At 54.8% G+C, this 24,999-nt stretch carries 22 protein-coding genes and 1 riboswitch; of the genes, 16 read left to right on the top strand and 6 right to left on the bottom strand.

The window, feature by feature from the left end:
* The first annotated feature begins 18 nt into the window (after positions 1-18).
* Together HH216_RS01285 and HH216_RS01280 are read left to right on the top strand one after the other, a co-directional pair.
* Positions 19-855, top strand: coding sequence for an endonuclease/exonuclease/phosphatase family protein (locus HH216_RS01285; RefSeq protein ID WP_169549147.1), 837 nt, complete (start codon positions 19-21; stop codon positions 853-855).
* 93 nt (positions 856-948) lie between these two features.
* Entirely contained in the window at positions 949-1,428 is a 480-nt protein-coding gene (locus HH216_RS01280) for a nuclear transport factor 2 family protein (protein WP_169549146.1), read from the top strand.
* Between the two features lie 113 nt (positions 1,429-1,541).
* Here HH216_RS01280 and HH216_RS01275 read toward each other — a convergent pair whose 3' ends face one another.
* Both HH216_RS01275 and trxA read right to left on the bottom strand, forming a co-directional pair.
* A complete protein-coding gene (locus tag HH216_RS01275; protein ID WP_169549145.1) occupies positions 1,542-2,882 on the bottom strand; it encodes a D-arabinono-1,4-lactone oxidase in 1,341 nt (446 codons plus the stop codon).
* A 200-nt stretch (positions 2,883-3,082) separates the two neighbouring features.
* A complete protein-coding gene (gene trxA, locus HH216_RS01270) occupies positions 3,083-3,394 on the bottom strand; it encodes a thioredoxin (RefSeq protein ID WP_169549144.1) in 312 nt (103 codons plus the stop codon).
* Between the two features lie 96 nt (positions 3,395-3,490).
* On the opposite strand from trxA, the gene HH216_RS01265 reads away from it, so the two are divergent.
* A complete protein-coding gene (locus HH216_RS01265) occupies positions 3,491-4,096 on the top strand; it encodes a DUF1684 domain-containing protein (RefSeq protein WP_169549143.1) in 606 nt (201 codons plus the stop codon).
* A gap of 199 nt (positions 4,097-4,295) precedes the next feature.
* Here the strand turns inward: HH216_RS01265 and HH216_RS01260 are convergent, their stop codons facing one another.
* Positions 4,296-5,084: an SDR family oxidoreductase gene (locus HH216_RS01260; protein ID WP_169549142.1), complete on the bottom strand. Its 789-nt coding sequence runs from the start codon at positions 5,082-5,084 to the stop codon at positions 4,296-4,298.
* Positions 5,085-5,197: 113 nt separating this feature from the next.
* Between HH216_RS01260 and HH216_RS01255 the strand changes: the two genes are divergently transcribed.
* The 5 genes from HH216_RS01255 to HH216_RS01235 all read left to right on the top strand — a co-directional run bounded on the left by HH216_RS01255 (position 5,198) and on the right by HH216_RS01235 (position 12,444).
* A complete protein-coding gene (locus HH216_RS01255) occupies positions 5,198-6,538 on the top strand; it encodes a M16 family metallopeptidase (protein WP_169549141.1) in 1,341 nt (446 codons plus the stop codon).
* Positions 6,539-6,701: 163 nt separating this feature from the next.
* Positions 6,702-8,078 (top strand): M16 family metallopeptidase, encoded by a 1,377-nt coding sequence (locus tag HH216_RS01250; protein WP_169549140.1) that lies wholly within the window; start codon positions 6,702-6,704, stop codon positions 8,076-8,078.
* 224 nt (positions 8,079-8,302) lie between these two features.
* Positions 8,303-8,504: riboswitch (cobalamin riboswitch) on the top strand.
* A 111-nt stretch (positions 8,505-8,615) separates the two neighbouring features.
* Positions 8,616-10,517 carry a TonB-dependent receptor plug domain-containing protein gene (locus HH216_RS01245; protein ID WP_169549139.1) on the top strand — a complete coding sequence of 634 codons (1,902 nt, stop codon included), beginning with the start codon at positions 8,616-8,618 and terminating at the stop codon, positions 10,515-10,517.
* Positions 10,514-11,572 carry a YncE family protein gene (locus HH216_RS01240; RefSeq protein WP_169549138.1) on the top strand — a complete coding sequence of 353 codons (1,059 nt, stop codon included), beginning with the start codon at positions 10,514-10,516 and terminating at the stop codon, positions 11,570-11,572. The genes HH216_RS01245 and HH216_RS01240 overlap by 4 nt, the downstream gene beginning before the upstream one ends.
* Before the next feature lie 233 nt (positions 11,573-11,805).
* Complete coding sequence (locus tag HH216_RS01235; RefSeq protein ID WP_169549137.1) at positions 11,806-12,444, top strand: hypothetical protein; 639 nt, start codon at positions 11,806-11,808, stop codon at positions 12,442-12,444.
* Between the two features lie 240 nt (positions 12,445-12,684).
* Here the strand turns inward: HH216_RS01235 and HH216_RS01230 are convergent, their stop codons facing one another.
* The gene (locus tag HH216_RS01230) at positions 12,685-14,280 is read right to left on the bottom strand and encodes a Na+/H+ antiporter (RefSeq protein WP_169549136.1); all 1,596 of its coding nucleotides are present in this window, start codon (positions 14,278-14,280) and stop codon (positions 12,685-12,687) included.
* A gap of 166 nt (positions 14,281-14,446) precedes the next feature.
* On the opposite strand from HH216_RS01230, the gene HH216_RS01225 reads away from it, so the two are divergent.
* The 7 genes from HH216_RS01225 to HH216_RS26840 all read left to right on the top strand — a co-directional run bounded on the left by HH216_RS01225 (position 14,447) and on the right by HH216_RS26840 (position 22,556).
* Positions 14,447-14,977 carry a gluconate 2-dehydrogenase subunit 3 family protein gene (locus tag HH216_RS01225; RefSeq protein ID WP_169549135.1) on the top strand — a complete coding sequence of 177 codons (531 nt, stop codon included), beginning with the start codon at positions 14,447-14,449 and terminating at the stop codon, positions 14,975-14,977.
* Positions 14,978-14,998: 21 nt separating this feature from the next.
* Positions 14,999-16,711, top strand: coding sequence for a GMC oxidoreductase (locus HH216_RS01220; RefSeq protein WP_169549134.1), 1,713 nt, complete (start codon positions 14,999-15,001; stop codon positions 16,709-16,711).
* A 168-nt stretch (positions 16,712-16,879) separates the two neighbouring features.
* Positions 16,880-19,957, top strand: a complete 3,078-nt coding sequence (locus HH216_RS01215; protein ID WP_169549133.1) for a PVC-type heme-binding CxxCH protein — start codon at positions 16,880-16,882, stop codon at positions 19,955-19,957.
* Positions 19,958-20,200: 243 nt separating this feature from the next.
* A complete protein-coding gene (locus HH216_RS01210; protein WP_169549132.1) occupies positions 20,201-21,121 on the top strand; it encodes a hydroxypyruvate isomerase family protein in 921 nt (306 codons plus the stop codon).
* A gap of 180 nt (positions 21,122-21,301) precedes the next feature.
* Positions 21,302-21,631, top strand: a complete 330-nt coding sequence (locus HH216_RS01205; RefSeq protein WP_169549131.1) for a hypothetical protein — start codon at positions 21,302-21,304, stop codon at positions 21,629-21,631.
* Positions 21,632-21,654: 23 nt separating this feature from the next.
* Positions 21,655-22,266, top strand: a complete 612-nt coding sequence (locus tag HH216_RS01200) for a DDE-type integrase/transposase/recombinase (protein ID WP_169549130.1) — start codon at positions 21,655-21,657, stop codon at positions 22,264-22,266.
* Entirely contained in the window at positions 22,263-22,556 is a 294-nt protein-coding gene (locus tag HH216_RS26840; protein ID WP_169549129.1) for an integrase core domain-containing protein, read from the top strand. Before HH216_RS01200 ends, HH216_RS26840 begins: the two co-directional genes overlap by 4 nt.
* Positions 22,557-22,779: 223 nt before the next feature.
* Here the strand turns inward: HH216_RS26840 and HH216_RS01190 are convergent, their stop codons facing one another.
* Positions 22,780-23,088, bottom strand: a complete 309-nt coding sequence (locus HH216_RS01190; protein ID WP_169549128.1) for an isoamylase early set domain-containing protein — start codon at positions 23,086-23,088, stop codon at positions 22,780-22,782.
* Between the two features lie 217 nt (positions 23,089-23,305).
* A complete protein-coding gene (pnuC, locus tag HH216_RS01185) occupies positions 23,306-23,986 on the bottom strand; it encodes a nicotinamide riboside transporter PnuC (RefSeq protein ID WP_254448631.1) in 681 nt (226 codons plus the stop codon).
* Between the two features lie 259 nt (positions 23,987-24,245).
* Here pnuC and HH216_RS01180 point away from each other — a divergent pair, with 259 nt between their 5' ends.
* Positions 24,246-24,989, top strand: coding sequence for a dioxygenase family protein (locus HH216_RS01180; RefSeq protein WP_169549127.1), 744 nt, complete (start codon positions 24,246-24,248; stop codon positions 24,987-24,989).
* Positions 24,990-24,999: the final 10 nt, after the last annotated feature.

The following is a 24,999-nucleotide window of genomic DNA, read 5'->3' as shown; positions in this document are numbered from 1 at the left end:
TGACTAAACTCAATTGTTATGCGAATTACGTTACTGCTGATCGCCTGTGTGATAGCTTATACCGCTGTGGCCCAGCCTGCCAACACCATGCGTGTTGCTTCGTACAACCTGCGATACAACACGCCAAACGACGGTGCCGACGCCTGGCCGAACCGGATCGAGATGGTGAAAAGTCTGATTCGTTACCACAAAATCGAGCTGTTTGGTACACAGGAAGGGCTGCGCGGACAACTGAATGACGTTGCCCAACTACCCGGCTGGGCGTTTGTTGGGAAGGGGCGCGACGACGGAAAGGAAGCGGGTGAGCACTCCGCCATTTTCTACAAAAAAGACCGCTTCGACCTGCTTACCACCGGCGATTTCTGGCTGAGCGAAACCCCCGATAAACCCGGTAAAGGCTGGGACGCTACCTGCTGCAATCGTATCTGTACGTGGGCCCGATTTCGCGATAAACAGACCAAAAAGGAGTTTTACTTTTTCAGCGCTCACTTCGATCATCAGGGCGTTGAGGCCCGGCGGCAGTCGGGGCGGCTGATGGTTGAGAAGATCAAAGCCATCGCCAAAAACGAACCCGTTATCTTCGTCGGCGACCTGAATTCGACGCCCGATACCGAGCAGGTCAAAACGATACAGGCGTCTCTACAGGATGCGTATCAGGCCACGAAGCAGCCGCCTTACGGCCCGGTAGGTACGTTTACCGGCTTTAAATCCGACGCCCCGCTCAACGACCGTATCGACTACATTTTCGTTAGCAAAAGCATCGACGTATTATCCTACGCAGCCCTGACCGACCGACTCGATCAACGCTTCCCCTCCGACCATCTGCTCGTTGTGGCTGATGTTGTAATCAAGTAGCGGGTGCTTGATATACTGGAAATAGTTTAAAAAATTAGTTGTTTAAGCTAATTTTAAACGATACCTTTCTTGTGTACTAACTCTCGCATTACTATGAAAAAATATCTGGTAATGACCGCTTTATTGCTGGCAGCAGTGACGGTCGGGTGGGCACAGTCGGAGGACAACGCGATCAAGCAGGTTCTCCGCAACGAAACGGAAGGGTTTTTTAAGCGCGACAAAGCACAGTGGTCGAATGCATGGGCACACACGCCCTACATCCACTTTGCGGCAAACCTCTACGGCGGTGATTTTATGCTGGTGAAAGGCTGGGATAAGCTGGAAAAGCATTTCGCCAGTCAATTCAAAAGCTCGAAGATAAGCGACAAAGTATCGGTGCAGAACGCCAACTATACGATCCGGCAGAAGGGCGACATGGCCTACGTTGCCTACGATCAGACGCTGGTCGACAGTCACGGCAAGACAACCTCGAAAGAGTCGAGGGTACTGGAGAAGATGAACGGGCAGTGGAAGATTATCGACGTCACGGCCCTGACGAACCTGAAAAATTTTGGGCTGGCTCAGTCGAAGTAGAGTTTGTGATTCACCCTCACGGCTGCGGCCGACCGTCCCAACCGAATCGTCGGACCGCCCCTCTCCCAAAACGGGAGAGGGGCTTTTTGTATCTCGGACGTCTACACGCTTACCTACACGTTACCAAACAGGTTCGTGTTTAGAAAGGCGTTGCGGAATTTGCCGCTGGGGTCGTATTGGGTGGCTAGCTGGCAGAAGGCGGGCATCTTTTCGTAAAGCGACTCAAGCCGCGAGGGGGCCATTGTAAAGAGCTTGCCCCAGTGCGGCCGGGCCTGAAACGGTGCCAGCTCCCGCTCGATTACGGGTAATAGCTGCCGAACGGCGGGCCACTCCGGTTTCCACGTAAAGTGAATCGCGATGCTCGGTTGCTTGTAGCACGGACTCATCCACAGATCGTCGCCGTCGATGGCGCGGATTTCGGAAATCAGCAGGTGCGGATTGACCTGAGCTTTCAGCTTCTCGACCGCCAGAATAGCGTCGACGGCGTGTTTGCGGGGTACGAAATATTCTGATTGCAATTCCTGCCCACTGCTGGGCGTAAAGCCCATTTTGAAGTGGGGCATCCGCTCGTACCACGGCCCCACGACGCCCAGTTGATCGGTGCAGTTTTCGGCCGATATACCCACAATAGGGTGCAGGTTCTTCGTAGCAGCTGTGGCACCGTAGAAGTCAGTTTTGGGCGGTGCTTCGTCGGCGCGGCTCTTTACCCACACTTCGCTGACGGTGTCGTTGAGCCAGTTGGTAAACAGACTGACGCTGTAGCCGCTGCTCATGATGGCGTCGAAATTTTCTTTCAACTGCGCCAGCGGCAGGTTTTCGTAGACTGTCTGCCGCATCGTGAACGTCGGCTGCACGGCCAGCGTCACCCGCGTTACGACGCCCAGTGCACCCAGATGCACGACAGCCGCCCGGAACGCATCGCCGTCGCGGTCAGCAGTGAGTGTACGGGTTTCGCCGTTGGCCGTGATAAACTCAATACCCCGTACTGCCGTCGACAGGTTACCGTTTTTCATGCCTGAGCCGTGGGTGGCTGTGCCGATTGCCCCGGCCACGGAGATATGGGGCAACGACGCCAGATTGTGCAGGGCAAACCCTTTGCTGTCGAGGTACGGTACCAGTTGGCCGTACTTCATGCTACCATCGACGGTAACGGTTTTGGCGGTGGTGTCCAGCGAGACAACCTCGCTCATCGGCATCAGCGATAGAAACTGATCGGTGCTGTCGGCGATGGTGTTGAAGCAGTGACGGGTGCCCAGCACTTTGAGTTTCGGGTATTTTCTGACCAGTTCCTGCACGTTGGCCACCGACGTACACTCGGCCAGTTTGTCGGTGCTGTAGGTTAGATTGCCCGCCCAGTTTTTGAATTTTTCACCGGGCACAAGACCCTCGAACGGTTTTAGAAAGGGAGTGGCAAGCATCGCCGACGATAGTTTGAGAAAGGTACGTTTTTGCATACAGCAGTAGGTTAAGACGCGAGTAGTCAACTGCTTACCCGTCTGCTCCCAAAAGCGCGGCTGCTGGGCGGTTTACTGTGTTGGGGATGTTTCCGTGGTGCTAGTTGATTTTTGTCATTCCGACGACAGGAGGAATCTTCGGTAGTTGGACTCTTCCAGTCTATTCCCGAAGATTCCTCCTGTCGTCGGAATGACAAAAATCAACCCCCAAATTGCTTAACCAGTCCTTCCAGCGTGTGCAGTGGTTGTACACCCGACTGACGCCAGACGATCTTGCCGCCTTTGAACATAATCATGGTCGGGATGCTGCGAATCTGGTATTGGTTGGCGGCTTTCTGCGCCTTGTCGACGTTTATTTTCACAACCCGTACCTTATCGCCGGCGCGGTCGGTGAGTTGTTTCAGAATGGGCGCCTGCTGCTTGCAGGGACCGCACCAGTCGGCGTAAAAATCGACCAGTACGGGTTTGTCGCCCTTAATAATGTCGCTGAATGATTCGGTTGGCTGGCTCATAGGTACTTGTGTTTACGAACCAATCGTGGTTCTTTGTGTAAAACAACACAGGGCTGACAACGGTTCGAGCCGGATCAATCAACACGCCATACACGCATGTTTACACGATTTTTGTTTACCATCGCTTGCCTGTGGTGGGCGGGCTCGGTCAGCGCACAGACCGCATTTGCCGATCAGATCGCCCGGCATCGCGATACCTACCGGAAGGACTTTCTGACCTCGACCAGCAGTCCGCTCCAATCAAAAGAAGCGGTCGACAAGCTCAGTTTCTACGCACCCGATTCTACGTACCGGGTCGTGGCCGACGTGCAGCGTATCGAAAAAGCCGAACCGTTCGATATGCCGACCTACAGCGGAAAAACGCAGCCGTACGTTGCCTACGCTACGGTATCGTTCGCGTTGCGTGGTCAGCTGCAGCAGCTCACCATCTACCGCAGTCTCAACCTGCAACGTATGCCCGAATACCGAGACTATTTGTTTCTCCCCTTCAAAGACGCGACTTCCGGCAAGGAAACATACGGCGGTGGCCGCTACCTCGACCTGCGGCTGGGTGAGATCCAAAACGGCAAGCTGACGCTCGATTTCAACAAAGCCTACAATCCCTACTGCGCCTACGCCGACGGCTATTCCTGCCCCATACCGCCGAAAAGTAACGTGCTGCCAGTAGCGGTGGCAGCGGGGGAGAGGGTGTACGAGCATTGACCTCACCCCCGGCCCCTCCCGCGACGGCGGACCGCCTAAAACAGGAGAGGGGTGACTAGCGCTCCCACCGGATGCCGTCTACACCGGACCATAGTGAGGGAAGCCAACGACGTGTGTATGGGGTGCTCCCCTCTCCCGTTTTGGGCGGTCCGCCGTCGCGGGAGGGGTCGGGGACGGTCGGCCGCTGCCGTGAGGGTACCTAATATCCCCAAGCCAGCATACCACCATCGACGGAGAGGGTTTGGCCGGTGATGTACGACGAAGCGGGCATGCTCAGGAACGATACGGCCGAGGCTACTTCGACCGCTTCGCCGACGCGCTTCATGGGTGTGCGGCTCAGGATACCGGCCAGCTTGTCAGGGTTGGTCAGGACGGGCTGGGCGAGTGGCGTGTTGATGTACCAGGGGGCCACGGCGTTGACCCGGATACCGTCGGCGGCCCATTCGACGGCGAGGTTGCGTGTTAGTTGGAGCATGGCCGCTTTGCTCATGCCGTAGAGCGACCCACTGCTCGTGTGCGTCAGGGCCGATACCGACGATACCATCACGATACGCCCGTTGCCCGACGCTTTCAGCAGTGGGTATGCCGTCTGGCAAAGTTCGTAGGTCGATCGCAGGTTGGTCGTCAGAATGTGGTCGTACTCGGCTGGGGTGTATTCGGCGGTCGGTTTGCGGATGTTGGTGCCGGTGTTGTTGACCAGAATATCCAGTCCGTTCCAGGCGTTCGTTACGGCGTCAATGATGCGCCGGGCCGCATCGGGTTGTCCCAGATCAACGGCCAGACCCTCGACGGTGTGCCCCTGCTGCCGGTAGTCGGTGAGTTGCTGTTGCAGCAGGTCGTTGGTGCGGGCGACGATGAAAACTGATGCGCCGAGGTCAAGAAATTGCCGGACGATGGCTTCGCCAATGCCTTTGGTGCCGCCCGTGACGAGGGCGCGCTGACCGCTCAGCGACCAGCCGACTAGTGAGGTGGGGAGAGTCGTGTTCATGCCGGGTCAACACGATTTCGCCGTTCATTGTCCGGTTTTCGCCGAATAAAAAATGGCGATTGCCTTTCCGGCGTGGCCGTCGTAGTTTACGATGTTCATTAACACGATCATCCATGAAAAAATCCACCGGGCTGCTGGTCGGTCTCTGCCTGTCGGCGGGGGCGTTGCTGGCGCAGAACAAACCCAAACCGGAAGACGTACACACCTTCACGCTCAAAAACGGCATGAAGTTCATGGTCCTTGAAGACCATTCGATTCCCAACGCCAACTTTTATACCTTCTGGAAAGTCGGGTCGCGCAACGAGGTGCACGGCATTACGGGTCTGTCGCACTTCTTCGAGCACATGATGTTTAACGGGGCGAAAAAGTACGGTCCCAAACAGTTCGACCGGACGATGGAGGCCAACGGCGGCTCCAACAACGCTTACACGACCGAAAACAACACCGTGTACACCGACTGGTTTCAGAGCGGGGCGCTCGAAACGATTTTCGACCTCGAAGCCGACCGCATCCGTGACCTGGCCATCGACCCGAAGATGGTCGAGAGCGAGCGCGGAGTGGTGCTGTCGGAGCGGAGCACGGGGCTGGAAAACTCGAATTACCGGCTGCTGGGCGAACTCGTACAGTCGACGGCCTTTACCGAGCACCCGTACATGTTTCCGGTTATCGGCTTTGAATCCGACATCAAACGCTGGACGCAGGCCGATCTGGAGCGGTATTTCAAAACTTACTATTCGCCAAACAACGGCGTGGCGGTGATTGTCGGCGACGTGACACCGGCGCAGGTCGAGAAGCTGGCCAAGCAGTACATTGAACCGATTCCGGCGCAGAAATTACCCGACAGCCTACGTACGGTGGAACCCCCGCAGAACGGCGAACGGCGCGTAACGACCTACAAAGACATCGCCACGCCCAACATCATGCTGGCCTACCACGTACCTGCCACTCGACACCCCGACTATTACGCCCTCGACCTGCTGAGCGGGGTGCTGAGTTCGGGAAATTCGTCGCGGCTCATCAAATCGCTGGTGCTCGATTCCACGATTGCGTCGCGCGTGTCGTCGAACATGGAAATCGCGCTTGATCCCACGCTGTTCACGATCTACGCCATTGCCGCCAGCAACATATCGGCTGAGCAGCTTGAACGGTCGGTCGAGAACCAGATTGAGAAGATCGTTGCGAACGGCATTACCGACGTGGAGTTGCAGAAGCTGAAGAATCAGAAGCTGATGGAGTTTTACCACACGATGGAAACCATCAACGGCAAAGCCAATTCGCTCGGCACGTACGAACTGTACTTCGGCGACTACAAAAAGCTCTACGAAGCCCCGTCGCTCTACGAAAAAGTCACCAAAGAAGACGTACAGCGCGTCGCGAAAACCTACCTGACCATGCGCAACCGCACCGTCGGCTATTTATTGCCGGAAACGAAAAAAGTGGCGGGCGCGAATTAAATATACCCTCACCCCCGGCCCCTCTCCCAAAACGGGAGAGGGGGGTGGCACGTCCTGCCAATTAGCTCCCTGTGGGTACCAATCCGCTAGTCACCCCTCTCCTGTTTTAGGAGAGGGGCTGGGGGTGAGGTCAATCGCAGCCGTGAGGTCAAACCGATATACCATGAAGAAACTCATCATACTCGTTACCACCCTGCTCGTGGCGGGGTTGGCGCAGGCACAGACGTTTAAGGTGCCGCCATTCCAGAAATTTAAACTCAAAAACGGGCTGACTGTCTACCTGATGGAGCAGCACGAAGTCCCGCTCATCAACGTGTCGGCGGTGTTCGACGCGGGGGCGGTGGACGACGGTACGCGCTACGGGCTGGCCAACATGACCGCCGATGCGCTGCTGTTTGGCAGTTCGCGCTACACGAAGGAGGAACTCGAAGCCAAAACCGAGTACGTCGGGGCCAGTATCGACACCTACGGCGGCAAGGAAGTGGCCAAACTGACGGCTTCGTTCGCGGTGAAAGATCAGGATCTGCTGTTTGACATTTTCCAGGACGTACTGACCAAACCGACGTTTAATCAGACCGAGTTTGACAAGTACAAACAGCGGCTGTTGCTTCAGCTGACTCAGCAAAAGGAAAGCCCCCGCTCGGTGATCGGCTCGTATTTTGGGCGGTTCGTCTACGGCGACAACCCCTACGCCAACCCGATTTCGGGGACACCTGCGTCGGTGTCGGCGATTTCGGCGAATGATGTTCGGCAGTTTTATCAGAAAAATTATACCACCGACCGGGCGGCTATCGCCATCGTCGGCGACTTCAACACGGCCGCGATGAAAAAGCGCATGACCGATCTGTTCAGCAACTGGAAAACGGCGGCTTCCACTACGCCCCGGCTGGACGAACCGGCGTTGGCGTTCAGCGGTCCTCGTGTGCTGCTGGTCAACAAAGACGACGCCCGCGAAACGACGTTTATCATCGGTGGTAAGGGTATCAAGCAGAGTAATCCCGATTTTATTCCCGTCACGGTTGTCAATACGATTCTGGGTGGGCGATTTACGTCGTGGCTCAACGATGCGCTGCGCGTGAACTCCGGCCTGACCTACGGGGCCAACAGTCGATTTGCGACGTATCGGAACAGCGGTACGTTTGTCGTATCGACATTCACGAAGAATAGTAGCACGATCCCCGCGATTGACTTGGCCGTTCATGTGCTCGACAGCCTGCACCGCACCGGTATCGACGAGAAGACGCTGACATCGGCCAAAAACTACGTCAAAGCCGATTTTCCACCTCGCTATGAGTCAGCGAGCGAGTTGGCCAACCTGCTGACGGATATGTTTAGCCTGGGGTACGATGAGTCGTTTATCAACAATTTTCAGAAGAACGTCGACGGGCTGACGGTAGCCAAAACGCGGCAGATCATCGACCAGTATTTTCCTGACAAGAACCTGCAATTCGTGCTGATCGGAAAGGCCGATGCGATTCGGGATAAGGTGAAAAAATACGGTGCCGTTACGGAGAAAGAAATCAAGGCAGAAGGCTTCTAAGTGGCCCTCTTTCGTGATGAGGTTACCGTTCGCGAACCCGTTTGCACCGCTCAATCAATAAACATAGGACGGAGTGAGGGGGCTACATACGTTTGACCATCTGGCAGGTAGTGGGTATTTACCCATGACTGACCAAGTAACGAGGTAGTCTTTCCGTTACTATTCCACCTGTTCAATAATTCAGCCCCGAGCAATCGGGGCTGTTTTTTTAGGTGATTCCCGTACCTTTGTCGCGAGTTATCGGTGCCTGATGCCGCTCCGTAGTGGCGTTCATGGCTTAAAAGGGAAGTTGGTGGAAAACCGACGCTGTCCCCGCAACTGTAAGTCTGTACAAACCCGGTTCAATCTGCATGGCCACTGCCTACGGGCGGGAAGGCCCGGACCGGGACGACGAGCCAGGAGACCTGCCGATGACCATCCGCTGCCGAATCGTTCGGAGGAAACGGCCCGGTCGCGTGCTGACGCAAACACGCACGAGAACTGAATCAGATTGTGAAAACCCACGGATGGTTTTGGGGGGCTGTTGGGCTTTCGCTGATGGCTAGCTGGCCTGTTGGCGCGCTCGCCCAAACCACCACAACCGTACCCGACTCCGCCGTGGCGCTGTCGGCGGTGACGGTGCGGGCTATCGCGCCTGAACGGTTTCTGGCGGGGCAAAAAATTCAGCGCATCGATTCGACCACACTGCTTCAGTTTCGGTTCAGCACCATCACCGACCTGCTGACGTACAATACACCCCTGGCGTTTAAGAGCTACGGCCCCGGTCAGCTGGCTACGGTATCCTTTCGCGGTACGTCGGCCAACCACACGGCGGTTCTCTGGAACGGCATCAATATTAACCAGCCGAACCTCGGCCAAACCGATTTCTCAACCGTGCCCGTCGCGGGTTTCGATAAACTGGCTGTGCAATATGGCTCAGGGGCCAGTGCCATCGGCTCCGATGCCGTGGGCGGTAGCATTCTGCTGGGAAGTCAGGCCGACTGGCAAACGCGGCTGGGCGTGACGGTGGGGCAGCAACTGGCGTCGTTCCGTAATAATCAGACGCAGTTGGGGCTTCGCTACAGCAGTGCGCCGGGGGCAAACTGGCAGGTGTCGGGCCGGACGTACCTGTACCGGAGTCAGCTGAACAACGACTACCCGTACCGCGAATTTCGTAACTACTTCGTCGATCAGGCCACGACGGCGCAACGGGGGCTGGTGCAGGATGTGTACGTGCGGCACCGCAACGGTCAGCAACTGTCGGTCAATGCCTGGTTGACGGATAATGATCTGATCCTGAGCCCGCAGGATGCCATTGCGCGGGAGCGAACCCGTACGCAGTCGGCGCGGTTGCTGACGACCTACGCAGCCGGGGCCACAACCGTGCGGCTGGGCTGGATCCGCGACGTGCTCGATTACGCCAAAAGCGACTTTACCCGACCCGATCATACCGAAACCGACCGGTTTATTGGTCGCGTCGAACGCGAGTTCCGGCTGTGGCCCGGCCTGACGGGGGCAGCGGTGAACCTACGGACGGGCGGGGAATGGTCGCACTACCGCACCCGGACGGACGGTTATGGCGGGCAGCTTATCACCGAAAACCGGCAGGACCTGTACGCGCTGCTGCGACTGCAAACGGCGCGTTGGCTCGTGTCGGCTAATGTCCGGCAGGCGTTTGTGACCCGCTTCAACCCCCCGCTGACGCCTTCGCTGGGTGCTGAATACAAACTGCTGATGCAGGGATCGACGACCCTCACGGCGAAAGCATCTGTCGGGCGGAGCTACCGGGTGCCGACCCTGAACGAACGCTACTGGATCGAACTCGGCGACCCGAATCTGAAACCCGAATCGGGCGTTAATCTGGAAGGTGGGCTATCGCTGGTCAGTGCACTGTCGCCCACGCTGAACCTAACCACCGACCTGACGGCATACCATAACCGCGTCGACAATTGGGTGCTCTGGAACCCCACGACCGACTACCACGTCGAAAACCTGCAACTGGTGGTGGCACGGGGTGGCGAACTAGCAGGCACACTTCGCTACGCGCAGTCGGGCTGGCAGGCGGGGCTACGGGTCGGCTATGCACTGACGCGCACGTCGCAGGAGCGGGCCTACGACAGCTACGCCCGCGACGTGATCGGTAAGCAGTTGCCTTACGTGCCGGTGCATACGGGTACGCTCAACGCCTGGGTGCAGCGCGGCCGGTCGCGGCTGTCGGTGCAGATGCAGACAAGTTCGCGCCGGTACATCACCGCCGACAACACGCAGTATTTTCAGGGTGTCCTGCTGGCGAATGTGCTGGCCGAAACGCAGGTGCGGGTCGCCAAAGCCGCTTTTCGGGTGCAGGGTCAGGTCAATAATCTATTCGACGCGCTGGTCATCAGCGTTCGGCGCAACGCCCTGCCGGGCCGAAATTTCGCCATCAACGTGCTTTTTACTTTACCATCCAATAATCTATGAACAAACACATTACAACCGGAATCGTCGCCAGCGTATTAACGCTTAGCCTGTGGAACTGTAAAACCACCGACCCGGAGGCATCGCCTTACGAATCAGGAGCTTATATTGCCAATCAAGGTAATTTTTCGCAGAATAACGGGTCGGTGACCTATATCCCGACGGGTAGTAATACGGCGCAGACCAGCATCTTCGCTACGGCAAATTCTGGGCTGACGATCAGCGGTGGCGTTCAGGATATTACGGATGTCAACGGCAAAATGCTGATTCTGGTCGATAACACGGCGGCCGGTCAGGACAAGGTCGAGATCGTGGAAGACGGTACGTTCAAAAGCCGGGCGACGCTGAAAACCCCCGACATTGAGAACCCCCGCCGGGTGATCTACGCGGCTCCCAACAAAGCGTATGTTAGCTGCTGGGATGTATCGGGTAGCTTCAGCGCGGGTACGTTCTATAAAGATCCCGGTTACGTGGCGGTCGTCGACGTGAACTCGGGTACGGTGACGAAGAAAATCTCAGCCGTTAAGGGAGCCGAGGGTATGGTTCTCGTCGGTAGTGAAGTATTCGTTGGTAGTGCCGGTTACAGCGGTGGGAATGCGTTGGCCATTATCAATATCAACACCGACGAGGTGGTTCAGAAGGTCGACATGGGTGGCGAAGCCGAACCGATTGCCGTCGATGCCAATGGTAAACTGTGGGTACTGGTCGGTCAGACGATGATCTGCTATAACGCCGGTGCCCGAACCGTTGAGAAGCGCGTACCGCTGAACGCAACCCCAACGGGCGTGGCCATCAGCCGCGACAAAAAGAGCTTCTACTTCTCGACCAGCAACCGTACCTACCGGTTCGCCATCACCGACACCAGTGTACCAACGACGGCCGTTCAGAACCGTTCGTTCAGCGCCATCGGTATCGACCCAAACAGCGGTACATTCTACGGTAGTCAGAACCCGGTCAGCTACAGTCAGGCGGGGTACGTAATCCGCTACCAAGAAAGCGGTGCCCTGATCGACTCGGTCCGCGCCGAAATCGCTCCGTCGCGGTTCTTTTTCCGGTAATGGGGCGGGTTTCCCTCACCCCCGGCCCCTCTCCCAAAACGGGAGAGGGGAGCGTTAAATGGTATGCAATAACAGGTTGGGTAAAGCGAACCGCTAATAATGTATAGGTAAACTTCCGCGCAACAGGTTGCCCGTCCCGAAACAGAGCGGGTTTTGCTCGTTATGCGGTTTCGGTTGACACAGCGAACGCCCCGGTTTGGTAGGTTTCTCTCGACATGATAAACTTGAGAGTTATGGAAAAAGAAATATTTGAAAAAGCTTTCAACGAAAGTCTAAACAAAAACTTCCAAAGACAATCAAAGTATTTCGAATTTGACTTTTATGTTTTCTCTGAGCTGGGTGGTTTGATATTTGAAATCAACAAATGTCTAATTCTTGATTTTTATCGGGCGTCGATAACTTTGACAAATAATCTTTTAGAGCGATTACTGAAGCTAGCTTTAATTTATAACGAGACTGGGATTGGCCCTCAACCAATTGAAGACTGGAGTTCTACTTTTTCTATACCTAATGAAAAGTATAGCTCTATTCCATTAGGTAATTCGATAGAGAAATGTAGAAAGGAAGGTTTAATTACAGAAATTGAAAAAGATATTTTATTCAATACAATTCGAGAATTAATGCGAAACGGATTCTCGCACGCAGACCCAAGCAAAATATTACAAGACCTCCCAGATGAAATGCCTCTTTTGCAGGGTAGTTTCTTAAATCCCACAGAATTGAAAAAAGTTGAAATTAATTACAAAGTTATCCCGATCTTTCAGTCTTTACAGATGGATACCTTTGCTAGAGAAAATGCTTCAAGCTATTTTGATTTCGTTTTCAGGCTTGTGAAAGAAATAGATAAAAAAATTACTGATAAAAATAAGTGAAAGCTGAAAGATTGCACTGTTAATTCGATCCACATGTGCAGCTTGTCGGGCGCAGGTCGCAGTGTCATGCACAGCAGCCTAAGTGTCCAAATTCACAGTGCCTTATGCCATTGGTAAACTTCTTCAGTAAGGGCGTCTACTAAGCCAAGAGAAGGGTACGATAGATAGTCCGCTAGTCACCCCTCTCCTGTTTTAGGAGAGGGGCGGGGGGTGAGGTCGGCCGCTGCCGGTGAGGGCAAACTACTTTTCTTCCAACTCCAGCCGCCCTTCTTCCAGATCCAGTTCGAAGAGAATCGAGCGGAGGACTTCGTCGTCGTGTTCGCCAGTGTGGCGCAGGCGGGTGGCTTCCTCGCGTTCGAGCTGGATAATGCCCAGTTGAATCCGGCGGGTTTCGCGTAGCTCCGATTCGTTGATGTTTTTCCGTTTGTTGCCGCCCTGCCGGAGCCGAAGCCGGTCGATCCGGGCTTCGTATTTGTGCTTCAACACGCTCAGCACTTCGTCGGACACCTCGTCGTTCATCGAGTGCTCGGCTTCCAGGTGTTCGATGGCCAGCGACGCCAGCCGAATCCGCAGCTTTATTTCGTTCTGCTCGGCCTGCAAATCGGGTTTAATGTTGAGGGTCCGAATCAGGAACGGCAACGCCAGCCCCTGCAAGACGAGCGTGACGAAAATGACGCAGTAGACAATGAAAATAATGAGGCCCCGGTACGGAAATGGCGACCCGTTGCTGAGGGTCAGCGGCAGGGCGAGGGCCGTTGCCAGCGACAATACCCCCCGCATCCCCGTCCAGGCCACCACAACGACCAGCTTGAGCGACGGTACCAGCACGTGTTTGTAGCGGCTTATAAACAGGCGCGGGGTGTAGTGAATCAGAAAAACCCAGATGAACCGGGCAATTACCACCGCCAGGCTGACGATGGTACCATACAGAATCAGCGTGCCGGGCGAATACTGCGCGTTGGAAAACAGAATCTCCCGCAGCTGAAGGCCCATCAGTACGAATACGGTGCTGTTGAGCAGAAACGTCAGTACATTCCAGACGCCCATCGTCTCCAGATGCCCCCGGCGCGACATATACTCCGACGACCGCAGCGTCAGATACAGCCCCGACGACAACACCGCCAGCACGCCCGACACGTGCCATTGTTCGGCCAGCAGATAGCCCGCGAAGGGCGTAATAAACGATAGCGTCGTTTCGACAACCGGCGTTTCTTTCGTCAGCTTATGCACCTGCCTGACCAGCCACGCCAGGCCTAACCCGATGGCGATGCCTTCCACCACGCTCAACAGAAAATCCTGCCCCGCTTCCATCAGCACAAACTGCCCCGTCGTGACGGCCAGCACGGCGTAGCGATACACGACCAGCCCCGTCCCGTCGTTAACCAGGCTTTCACCCTCCAGAATCACCACCACCCGCCGGGGTAAGCCCATCTGTTTGATAATGGCCGTACCGGCAATGGGGTCGGTGGTCGAGACGGTAGCCCCCAGCACAAACGCCAGCGGCCACGAGAAGCCGGGAACAAACGTATGCGCTACCCAGGCGACGCCCACCGTCGTGAAGATCACCAGCCCAAACGCCAGCAGGAAGATGGGAGTGAAACTGGCTTTAAAATCGGCCCACGACATATTCCAGGCCGACGCGTAGATCAGCGGGGGCAGAAACAGCAGAATAACGACTTCGGGGCTCAACGCTATGTTGGGCAGACCTGGCACCAGACTAATGGCGATACCGGCCAGCACCAGCACGATAGGCGAGGCAATTCGGACGCGTTCGGCAGCCGCTGCCAGCGCGGTGACGAGCGCCAATAGCCCTACGAAAAGAGGAAGTTCATGCATAGAATAGGTATAGGTCCGGTGGTTAAGGCAGATTTTTTAGCGAACATAGATGATAAACAGCCGACTGACGTCTTTATCTAATCGGTTTCAGGTTTGGGGTTCAACGTTCGACGTTGCTTGCGCACGAACTTTAAACATTGAACCTTAGACATTGAACTATAAACTGATGAATCGTAGAGAAGCAATACAACACGTGGCACTGCTGATGGGTGGTGCGCTGGCGGCTCCGAGTATAGCCGGGGCAATGGGGCAGGTGCTCAATACGGCACCCAGCCTTACCGTAACGCCCGAACAGGAAGCCCTGTTGGCCGAAGTCGCCGATGTGATCATCCCGACCACCGGCACACCGGGTGCGAAAGCCGCCGGTGCCCAGAAATTCATCATCCGCGTCATGCGCGACTGCTACCCGAAAGCCGATCAGGATGCATTCTACAATGGGCTTGCCAAACTCGATGCCGATAGCAAAACGAAGTTCGGCAAAGGGTTCATGGACCTCGACAACGCGCAGAAAACCGAGATGGTGAAGCAGACGACCACCGCCGACAAGCCCTTCTTCCTGCGCATGAAAGAACTGACGACGCTGGGTTATTTCACCTCCGAAATCGGCGCGACAAAAGCATTGGCTTACCTCCCCGTTCCCGGTCAGTTCGACGGTTGCAAACCGATGGAGCCGGGTCAGAAAACGTGGGCTTTGTGATAACTCTTCAACTCCAAGAAAATGAATTTAAACATAGATGCCGCCAAGGAAATGACTTACGATGCCATTGTAATTGGCTCCGGGGTGTCGGGCGGGTGGGCAGCCAAAGAGCTGACCGAAAAGGGATTGCGCGTACTGATGCTTGAAAAAGGGCATCAGCTTGAACACGTTACGGGCTACCCCAACGCGACCAAAGATCCCTGGGAACTCAAGTACAACGGGCGGCTGACGATGGAGCAGAAGGAAACGCACCCGAAGCTGATGCGCGACTACCCGTACAACGAAAACACCGAAACGTACTGGATGAAAGACACCGACTCGCTCTACAAGGAGGAGAAACGGTTCGACTGGTACCGGCCGAATATCGTCGGGGGGAAATCGATCATGTGGGGGCGTCAGTCGTACCGGCTCAGCGACATCGACTTTGAAGGCAACCTGAAAGATGGCATCGCTGTCGACTGGCCGATTCGCTATAAAGACGTCGCGCCCTGGTATTCGTATGTCGAGAAAGTGGTTGGTATTTCGGGTGAAAAGCTCAACCTGCCGCAACTCCCCGACAGCGATTTCCTGCCGCCGATGGAGATGTACTGCGTGGAAAAGGAAGTGCGGAAGCGCATTGAGAAAGATTTCCCCGGCCGTACAATGACCATCGGGCGGGTAGCCAACCTATCGAAAGCGACGGAAGCGCAGTTGGGTATCGGTCGGGCTCCGTGTCAGTACCGCAACCGCTGCGCGATGGGTTGCCCATACGGGGCCTACTTCAGCACGCAGTCGTGTACGTTGCCCTACGCTGGGAAAACCAACCGGCTGACGTTGCGCCCGGATTCGGTCGTGACGAATATTCTGTACGACGAAAATCAGAAGCGGGCCACGGGTGTACGCGTAATCGACGCCAAAACCTTGCAGGAGCGGCAGTATCAGGCAAAACTCATCTTCGTCTGCGGTAGTGCCCTCGGCTCGACGGCTATCCTGCTCAACTCCACGTCGAACCGTTTCCCCAACGGCTTCGGCAACGATTCAGGTGAACTGGGCCACAACCTCATGGACCACCACTTCCGCACCGGCGCGTCGGGCGTGTGGGAAGGCGACCTCGACAAGTACTATGTCGGTCGGCGGGCCAACGGTATTTACGTGCCGCGTTACCGCAACATCGGCACCGACAAACGCGACTACCTGCGTGGCTTTGGCTATCAGGGCAGCGGCAGTCGGCAAAACTGGCAGCGCGAAATCGCTGAACTGAGCTTCGGGGCCGACTACAAAGAAGACATGACCAAGCCCGGTCCGTGGACGATGGGCCTGAGCGGCTTCGGCGAAACGCTGCCGTACCACGAAAACCGGATGTTCCTCGACAAAACCACCAAAGACAAGTGGGGAATGCCGGTGGTCGTCTTCGATGCGGAGTTCAAGGACAATGAGAAGAAGATGCGGAAGGATATGCAGAACGACGCGGTCGAGATGCTGGAAAAGGCGGGGCTGAAAAACGTGAAAGGCTACGATAACGGCTCATATCCGGGCATGGCGATTCACGAAATGGGTACCGCACGCATGGGTCGCGACCCAAAAACGTCGGTTCTGAACGGCAACAATCAGGTACACGGCGTGAAGAACGTGTTCGTCACCGACGGCGCATTTATGACCTCAGCCTCCTGCGTGAACCCGTCGCTGACGTATATGGCAATGACCGCCCGCGCAGCCGATTTCGCCGTGAAGGAGATGAAGAAGCGGAATATCTAGTCACGGTGCTCGCCGGGGCGGTCGCGTGTAGGCATAAGCACACGCATATTCTCCAAGGTCTGTGTCTTCACAGACCCTCGTGCGTCAGCAAGTAATCAACCTGCCGGATATGGGTCTGTGAAGATACAGACCTTGGAATGAACAGAAACGGTTAACCAACCAAACCACATGAAAACGAACGCGCTGCGGATGTCGGCGGCCGGGCTACTGGCTGGGGGGCTGCTGATCGGAGCTTACCAGAATCACAACCTCAACCTCGCGTCGAGGGACTACCTTAAGCGGTTGTTTACCAGTCTGTCCGACGACGACAAACACGACCCGAAGTATGCCGTGGGTAGCTTGAACGTGGCACCGGGGCTGGAAGCGACGCTGTTTGCCGCCGAGCCGATGCTGGTGAACCCCACCAACATCGACGTCGACGCGAAGGGGCGTGTCTGGGTGTGCGAAGCGTACAACTATCGACCCGCCATCAACGGTAACCCCACCCGGCCCGAAGGTGACCGCATCGTGATACTCGACGACGAAAACCACGACGGGAAAGCTGACAATAGCAAGGTGTTTTTTCAGGACCCCGCCATCGAGTCACCACTTGGTATCTGGGTGCAGGGCAATCAGGTTATCGTCTCCGACAGTCCTAACGTCTGGCTGTTGACCGACGACAACAACGACGACAAAGCTGACCGGAAGGAACTGCTCTTCACCGGCATTGGTGGCGAACAGCACGACCACGGTATGCACACCTTTGTGGCCGGACCAGACGGTAAATGGTATTTCAACTTCGGCAACGAAGGGGGTCAACTGCTCGATAAGGATAAAAAGCCGGTTGTCGACATCGCGACGGGCAAACCCATTGACAGAGAACATTTCCGGCAGGGGCTGGTCTTCCGTTGCGATCCGGGCGGGAAAAACGTCGAACTGCTCGGGCAAAATTTCCGCAACAACTACGAAATCGCCGTCGACTCGTACGGTACGCTCTGGCAGTCGGATAACGACGACGACGGCAACAAAAGCACGCGTATCAATTACGTGATGGAGTATGGCAACTACGGCTACACCGACGAGATGATCGGTGCGGGCTGGCAGGCCAATCGCGAAAACCTGGAGAAGGAAACACCACAGCGGCATTGGCACCTCAACGATCCCGGTTCGGTACCCAACCTGCTGCAAACAGGCGCGGGGTCGCCAACGGGCATACTCGTGTACGAAGGAAAGCTGCTGCCGCCCGCTTTTCAGAATCAGCTCATTCACTGCGACGCCGGGCCGAACGTGGTGCGATCGTACACGGTGCAGAACGACGGCGCGGGCTACAAAGCCAGTATCGTCAACATCCTCGAAGGTGCCCGAGATCAGTGGTTCCGCCCGGCCGATGTGTGCGTCGCGCCCGATGGTTCGCTCATTATCGCCGACTGGTACGACCCCGGCGTGGGTGGGCATCAGGCGGGTGACCAAAGTAAGGGCCGCGTGTACCGCGTGGCTCCGCCCAATTCGCCCTACACAATTCCCAAAACTGATCTAACGACGGTCGAAGGAGCCATTGACGCGCTGCAAAGCCCGAATATGGATGTTCGCTATGCCGCCTGGAACACCCTGCACGGCATGGGTAAAAAATCGGAGAAGGCATTGGCGACCATGTACAAAAGCAACCCGAATCCGCGTATGCAGGCCCGCGCGCTGTGGCTGCTAAGTAAGGGCGAAAACGGGTCGAACTACGTAACGGCCGCGTTGAAAAACAGCAACCCCAACCTGCGCATCACCGCGCTGCGGGCGGCTCGTCAACTCGGTGCTGACCCGACGATTGCGGCTGTCAAGCAACTGGTTTCTGACGCTAATCCGCAGGTGCGCCGTGAATGTGCTATCGCGTTGCGTAACAGCAAATCGGCCGACGCGCCGGAACTGTGGGCGAAACTGGCCAGTAAGCACGACGGTACGGATCGGTGGTATCTGGAAGCGCTGGGTATCGGCGCGGACGGCAACTGGGACCGGTTTTACTCCGCCTGGATGAAGCAACAGGCCAACGACCCGACCACAACAGCCGCCGGTCGCGACATTATCTGGCGGGCGCGGACTAAGGAATCGGTGCCAATGCTGGCGAAGCTGGCTAGCGATTCGCGCACCGACCTAAACACGCGGCTACGCTATTTCCGGGCCTTCGATTTCAACCCCGGTGCCACCGAAAAATCGAACGCGCTGCTAACTATTTTGAAAGAAAACAGCGGGTCGACCGACGTGAGCCGCCTGGCCCTGCGCCACCTCGACCCCGACTTTGTCCGGCAAAATCAGATTGCGCAGCAGGCGTTGGCCAAACTGCTCGATCAGACCTACGGCAAACCCGAATACATCGAACTGGTCAGCCGGTACGAACCGGCGTCGGAAAACGAGCGGCTGCAAAAACTCGCGCTGGCGAAGTACGACGTCGGGATGGGCCGCGATGCCGCCCGGCAACTGCTGCGGCAAAAAGGCAGCGACCTGGTGTGGGCATCGATAAACGGTAGTAATGCCGACGATGCGATACACATGGTCACGGCTTTGCGGAACGTGGGCAGCAAATCGTCGATTGACATCCTGAAAACCGTCGCGCTGGACGGTAAGCGGTCTCCTAGTCTACGTACCAATGCAACCCGTTCGCTGGGCGGCAGTTCGGAAGGTGCCGATATGGTGATCGCGCTCCTTAAAACGGGTGACATCACCGGCGATTACAAAAAAGCGGCTGCGCAGGGTGTTAGTGGCGACTGGCGCAAAAACATCCGGGTACAGGCTGCCAGTTACCTCGACGGTGCACAATCGGGCGACGGCAAGAAGCTCCCCGGCCTGTCGGAGCTGATGGCGATGAACGGCGACGCAGCACGCGGCCTGACGGTGTTCAAAGCCAATTGCGCGATTTGCCATCAGGTCAACGGCGAAGGCATGGACTTCGGGCCGAAGCTGTCGGAGATTGGCTCGAAGCTGTCAAAAGAGGGAGAATACCTCGCCATTCTGCACCCCGACGCGGGCATCAGCTTCGGCTACGAAACGTCGGAAGTGAAACTGAAAGATGGCACAATGCTGACGGGTATTATCTCAAGCAAAACCGAAACCGATCTGCAAATGAAGTTCCCCGGCGGGGTTGTGCAGAACTACAAAATGTCGGACGTCAAATCAATCAAAACGACCGAAACGTCGATGATGCCGTCGGGCTTGCAGGAAAGCATGAGCACGCAGGAACTCGTCGACCTGGTCGATTACCTAAGCACGCTGAAGAGAAAATGATTCTGAACCGCCGGGCGGCCCCGTGTGATTTTTTTGATTACGCTGATGGACTATGATTCTTTTTTTGAAATCAGCGAAATCACATAATCAAATGAATCATAGTTCAGACAATCTTGAACTGTGATTCATTTGATTACACAGATAGGCTGTGATTCAAACAAAAAAATCAGTGCAATCAGCGTAATCATAAAAATCACAGTTCAAGACAATCAAGAAATAACCAAGAAAATCACTACTCAAAATATGCAACGACGCCATTTTGTAAAGTCTACAGCTGGACTCGCGGGGGTAGCCCTCGCCGATCAACTGTACGCCGAACCCATTCCACAGGCGAAGCACAGCTTCAAACTCAAATACGCCCCGCACATCGGTATGTTTGAGAATACGGCGGGTAAAGACCCCATCGATCAGTTGAAATACATGGCTGATATGGGCTTCACGGCGTTCGAGGATAATGGCATGATGGGCCGCGATGTAGCCATGCAGGAGAAGATGGGAAAAGAGATGGCCCGGCTCGGTATCACGATGGGCGTTTTTGTGCTCGACAAAGGCGGCAACGGTGCGAATACGCTGGCGGCCGGCAAACCCGAATATATCGATATTTTCCTGAACGGTTGCCGGAAAGCGGTCGAGACAGCGAAGCGCGTCAACGCCAAGTGGACGACCGTCGTACCGGGGGATTTCGAACGGCGACTACCGATTGGTGTGCAGACCGGTAATGTGATCGATGCGCTGCGCCGGGGTGCCGAAATCCTTGAACCCGCTAGCCTGACGATGGTACTGGAACCGCTGAGCGACACGCCGAATCTATTTCTGCGTACCTCCGATCAGACTTATGAAATCTGCCGGGGTGTCAACAGCCCGTCGTGTAAGCTGCTGTATGACATTTACCATATGCAGAAAAACGAGGGTAACGTAATCAGTAACATCGACTGGACGTGGCCTGAAATCGCCTATTTTCAAATCGGCGATAACCCCGGCCGGAAAGAGCCAACAACGGGCGAGATCAATTACAAGAAAGTGCTTCAGCACGTGTACAAAAAAGCCAAGGCCGAGAATAAAGAGTTCGTGTTTGGCATGGAGCACGGCAATTCAATGCCCGGCAAAGACGGTGAAACCGCCGTCATCAATGCCTACGTCGAGTCTGACAGCTTCGCAGTGTAGAACAGTAGGAAAGCACGGGAACAAAGTGCTCGCTTTATCCCGTGCTTAACATAAGACTGATTATACAACACATCGTATGCTACTGAATTTAGTCAACACTAAATCAGTAAGCCAATGTATATTAGCGTATTACAACGAAATAAGAAAACTAGAAAATCGCTCCATTTTAAGCGACGCGTCGTGTCAATCTACCGGGCCGAAATTGCTCAGCCGGCCGACATCCAGCAGTACCTGCATATTTCGCTCAAGGAATTGCGCCAGCTCAACCGCTGGTATTACAAACACCGACTAGCTCCTTTTCTGTATCCTTACCGGTATTTCAAGCGGATGAAAAAGCACAATCAGGAGGCCTACATCAAAGCACTTGAGCGACGATTGAGTGCTACCGAAGCCGAAAATCAGCACCTCAAACTCAAAGCTGAAGCCTTCGAAGCGGCTATCCAAATTGCCGAAGAACAACTCCAGATCAAGATCCTAAAAAAGTCTGGCACCAAACCGTCGACCAACTGACTCGTCGCTATCCCCTGGTGGGCATGGAGCAGTTGTGTGGGCTGTTTGGATTAACACGATACGCCTGGTATGCGGCTACCAGGCGACAGCAAAAAGCGGGTTTTCAGGCTAGCCTGGTGTTGGCCGAAGTGATGCGGCTACGCCGACAGGTACCCGGCTTAGGAACCACTAAATTACATGAAATGATGCAGGCTTTCTTGGCTGTTCACCAGATCAAGTTAGGTCGTGACAAGCTACATAACCTATTAAAAATCAATGGTTTGCTGCTAGTCAAGAAACGAGCATACGTGCGTACGACTGATTCTGGACATGGCTTGAAGACGTATCCTAATCGGGTTAAAGATCTCAAACCAACGGCTGCCAATCAACTTTGGGTAAGTGATCTAAGCTACGTTCGAGCGGGTACTAGCTTCGCCTATGTATCAATTATTCTGGATGCTTACTCGCGCAAAATCGTGGGTTGGTCAGTGCACAAAACATTAGAAGCCAAGGGACCGCTGGCGGCTCTAGAGATGGCACTGGGTGATCGAGGACAGACCAGCAAATCGCTCATCCATCACTCAGATCGGGGCGTTCAGTACTGTTCAGGGCTTATGTGGCCCGGCTTCGTCAGGCAGGCATTGTTATTAGTATGACCGAATCAGGTGACCCAAATGAAAATGCTTTAGCCGAACGGGTCTTTCGCACGTTGAAGTATGACTTTCGACTGCATGGCTTTGTCAACTTTGGCTTGGCCGAGACGACCGTTGGCCAGGCTATTCGGACTTATAATTCACTGCGTCCTCATGCGTCACTGAATTACCAAACTCCAAACCAAGCTCACCGGCAAGTTGGTCATCAGCGGTTAAAATGGTATCCTTACAAGCGAGTTCGGTTTGGAAATGTGCCACTGCAAATCGACAAGCCGTTTTGTTCCCCTTTGTAAACCTATTTCAGTAGCATACGCTTCTGAAAAATGTACAAATTGTGATTTTTCGTATCTATTGCATTCTGCTTATAATAGCGATTTAAAAATAAGGGGGTAAGGAGATTGCTATTATTACAGAAAGTACACTTATTTAACTGATTCGTTCAGGTTTGAAAGTGATCAAATAAAAAGTGGGCGGATAAACTTCTAAGTTTATCCGCCCACTTTTTATTTGATGTCCTTACAGAACAACTACTGAATTTTCGTCTCCCGAAACACCGCTGGCTACATACTTATCGGCAGCCCAATCGTTTTCCCATTTCGTACCGTCGAGGATGTACCGGTATTGGTACTCGCCACCAACGGGCAGTTCAACCGTCGTCTTGTACGAACCGTCCTTTTGCTTCTTTAGCGCTTGAGCTGATGCGTCCCAGTTGTTGAATTCACCGGCTACGGCAACCGTTTTCGCACCATTGACTGCTTCGGCTGACAATTCGAACGTTACTTTGGCAACAGGCTTACTTTTCAGAAATTGTTTGGCAACTGCCATAAGAGGTTTTCGTTTGGTTTTGTTGCAAAATTATATAACTTAAAAAATAAGTTCATAGTTATCAGTGGGTTACTGATTGAAATTCTTTAAATAGTTATAGTGGATGTATTTAGGGTTATACTCGTTACGCCAAGTCGAGTAAGACAAACGATACCGAAAATAACGTACTGACTACCAGATTAATAAGACAATTGCCTGACGAAATAGGCCACCAATTCTACAAATGAGCGGGTTGCCGATCTGTTTGGTACGACCGGTATTCGCGGGTCCAGTGCCAGGCTCCCTGAAACGCAATCAGGCAGAAAACAGCGTATTCAATCCCGACCAGTTTGACGCCCTTGATGAAGTAGATATAGGTGCTGATAAGATCGATCACCAGCCAGACCCACCAGCATTCCAGCTTTTTCTGGATCATCATAAACGTGCCGACGATGCTCATCACCGTCGTGAATGAATCGAGATACGGAAACGCGCTGGGCTGGCTGAACAGGACCGGAAACAGCCGGTGCAGGTTTTGCGCCAGTGCGCCCAGCCCCAGCGTAGCTACCAGTCCGCTTGCCAGCGTCAGGATCAGCGGGCGACCCGTCAGGCGGGTGATGCGGAGTTCGTTCTGTTTATCGGCTTCCCCGGTTTTGGGGTGTGTCCAGCGCCACCAGCCGTACAGGTTTGTGATGACGAAAAAGACCTGCAAAAACATGTCTGGGTAAAGCTGAATCTGGTAGAACAGAAAAAAGAACAGCGTTACGCTAGCTGCCCCGACCGGCCAGCTCCAGATGTTAGCGCGGGCCGCCAGCCAGGTTGCCAGTCCGCCCGACACGACGCCGAAGAACTCCAGGTAACTCATGGGATACCCCCAGACGGTAAACAGGATGGTATGAATGTCGAAGAAAGCAGCCACGTTGGGGGAAGGAGTCGATTGTGATGACGAAAATACGCGCTACCAACCGTTCTGTTGCCCTTTCAGCAACAGATCCCAATTAATGATGACTCGCTGCAACGCTTTGCGTCGGACATTCGTACTGCCTAACAAACCTATTTTCGGGTTCACCGACACATTCAGGGCATTAACCGCTTAGTCTGTAGTCGGCGCAACGGAGGGTGATACATGGGGCGTTATCCTGGCTGAAACAAGATCATTTATAACAAGAAGGCCAGGCATGGAACGGAAAGATTTTTTGAAACGCGGTTTTGGTAGCCTGCTGGGCATCGTCGCCATTAGTAGCTGCAACCAAACCGATATCGAACCCACGTCGACGACATCGACAGGATCAACGACCACGTCGGGTGGATCGACAAACGGGAGTTCGGCGAGCAACTGCACCGTGACCAACTCGGAAACGGAAGGGCCGTTTCCGACTAAATCACCGGCCAAGTTTGTCCGTAAAGACATTCGCGACGACCGGACCGGCGTAGCCTTTACGATGAACATTACCATCAAAAACGCGAACGCCAGTTGTGCAGCCCTGTCGGGTGCCTTGGTCGATGTGTGGCACTGCGATAAAGATGGTAACTATTCGGAATACGGCGGGACCGGCATGCAGAGTACCAACTATACCAGTGTCGATTTTCTCCGTGGCCGTCAGACAACCGACTCGAACGGACTAGCGTCGTTCACGTCAATTTTCCCCGGTTGGTACGGTGGTCGCGCTCCGCATATTCACGTCCACGTATACAACTCGTCGGGCAAGTCGCTGCTGGTAACGCAGATTGCTTTTCCGTACGACATCTCGAATGCGGTGTACACGACGGCCCAGTCGTATGGGTACACGAAAGGCGCGCAGGATACCCTGAACGAACGAGACAATGTCTTTGGCGATGGCTACACCAACGAACTAGCCACCGTATCGGGGAGTATTTCGAGCGGCTACACCCTGACGCATACCATCGTAGTCAGCGCCTGATCCGGCAAGA

The sequence above is a fragment of the Spirosoma rhododendri genome (assembly GCF_012849055.1).
GTDB classification, from domain to species: domain Bacteria; phylum Bacteroidota; class Bacteroidia; order Cytophagales; family Spirosomataceae; genus Spirosoma; species Spirosoma rhododendri.
The sequence above is the reverse complement of the archived record's forward strand: the minus strand, read 5'-3'. Positions and strand labels throughout refer to the sequence as shown.

Coding starts and splice junctions, on each gene's coding strand:
- HH216_RS01285 (WP_169549147.1), top strand. CDS start 19: ATGCGAATTACGTTACTGCTGATCGCCTGTGTGATAGCTTATACCGCT.
- HH216_RS01280 (WP_169549146.1), top strand. CDS start 949: ATGAAAAAATATCTGGTAATGACCGCTTTATTGCTGGCAGCAGTGACG.
- HH216_RS01275 (WP_169549145.1), bottom strand. CDS start 2,882: ATGCAAAAACGTACCTTTCTCAAACTATCGTCGGCGATGCTTGCCACT.
- trxA (WP_169549144.1), bottom strand. CDS start 3,394: ATGAGCCAGCCAACCGAATCATTCAGCGACATTATTAAGGGCGACAAA.
- HH216_RS01265 (WP_169549143.1), top strand. CDS start 3,491: ATGTTTACACGATTTTTGTTTACCATCGCTTGCCTGTGGTGGGCGGGC.
- HH216_RS01260 (WP_169549142.1), bottom strand. CDS start 5,084: ATGAACACGACTCTCCCCACCTCACTAGTCGGCTGGTCGCTGAGCGGT.
- HH216_RS01255 (WP_169549141.1), top strand. CDS start 5,198: ATGAAAAAATCCACCGGGCTGCTGGTCGGTCTCTGCCTGTCGGCGGGG.
- HH216_RS01250 (WP_169549140.1), top strand. CDS start 6,702: ATGAAGAAACTCATCATACTCGTTACCACCCTGCTCGTGGCGGGGTTG.
- HH216_RS01245 (WP_169549139.1), top strand. CDS start 8,616: ATGGCTAGCTGGCCTGTTGGCGCGCTCGCCCAAACCACCACAACCGTA.
- HH216_RS01240 (WP_169549138.1), top strand. CDS start 10,514: ATGAACAAACACATTACAACCGGAATCGTCGCCAGCGTATTAACGCTT.
- HH216_RS01235 (WP_169549137.1), top strand. CDS start 11,806: ATGGAAAAAGAAATATTTGAAAAAGCTTTCAACGAAAGTCTAAACAAA.
- HH216_RS01230 (WP_169549136.1), bottom strand. CDS start 14,280: ATGCATGAACTTCCTCTTTTCGTAGGGCTATTGGCGCTCGTCACCGCG.
- HH216_RS01225 (WP_169549135.1), top strand. CDS start 14,447: ATGAATCGTAGAGAAGCAATACAACACGTGGCACTGCTGATGGGTGGT.
- HH216_RS01220 (WP_169549134.1), top strand. CDS start 14,999: ATGAATTTAAACATAGATGCCGCCAAGGAAATGACTTACGATGCCATT.
- HH216_RS01215 (WP_169549133.1), top strand. CDS start 16,880: ATGAAAACGAACGCGCTGCGGATGTCGGCGGCCGGGCTACTGGCTGGG.
- HH216_RS01210 (WP_169549132.1), top strand. CDS start 20,201: ATGCAACGACGCCATTTTGTAAAGTCTACAGCTGGACTCGCGGGGGTA.
- HH216_RS01200 (WP_169549130.1), top strand. CDS start 21,655: ATGGAGCAGTTGTGTGGGCTGTTTGGATTAACACGATACGCCTGGTAT.
- HH216_RS26840 (WP_169549129.1), top strand. CDS start 22,263: ATGACCGAATCAGGTGACCCAAATGAAAATGCTTTAGCCGAACGGGTC.
- HH216_RS01190 (WP_169549128.1), bottom strand. CDS start 23,088: ATGGCAGTTGCCAAACAATTTCTGAAAAGTAAGCCTGTTGCCAAAGTA.
- HH216_RS01180 (WP_169549127.1), top strand. CDS start 24,246: ATGGAACGGAAAGATTTTTTGAAACGCGGTTTTGGTAGCCTGCTGGGC.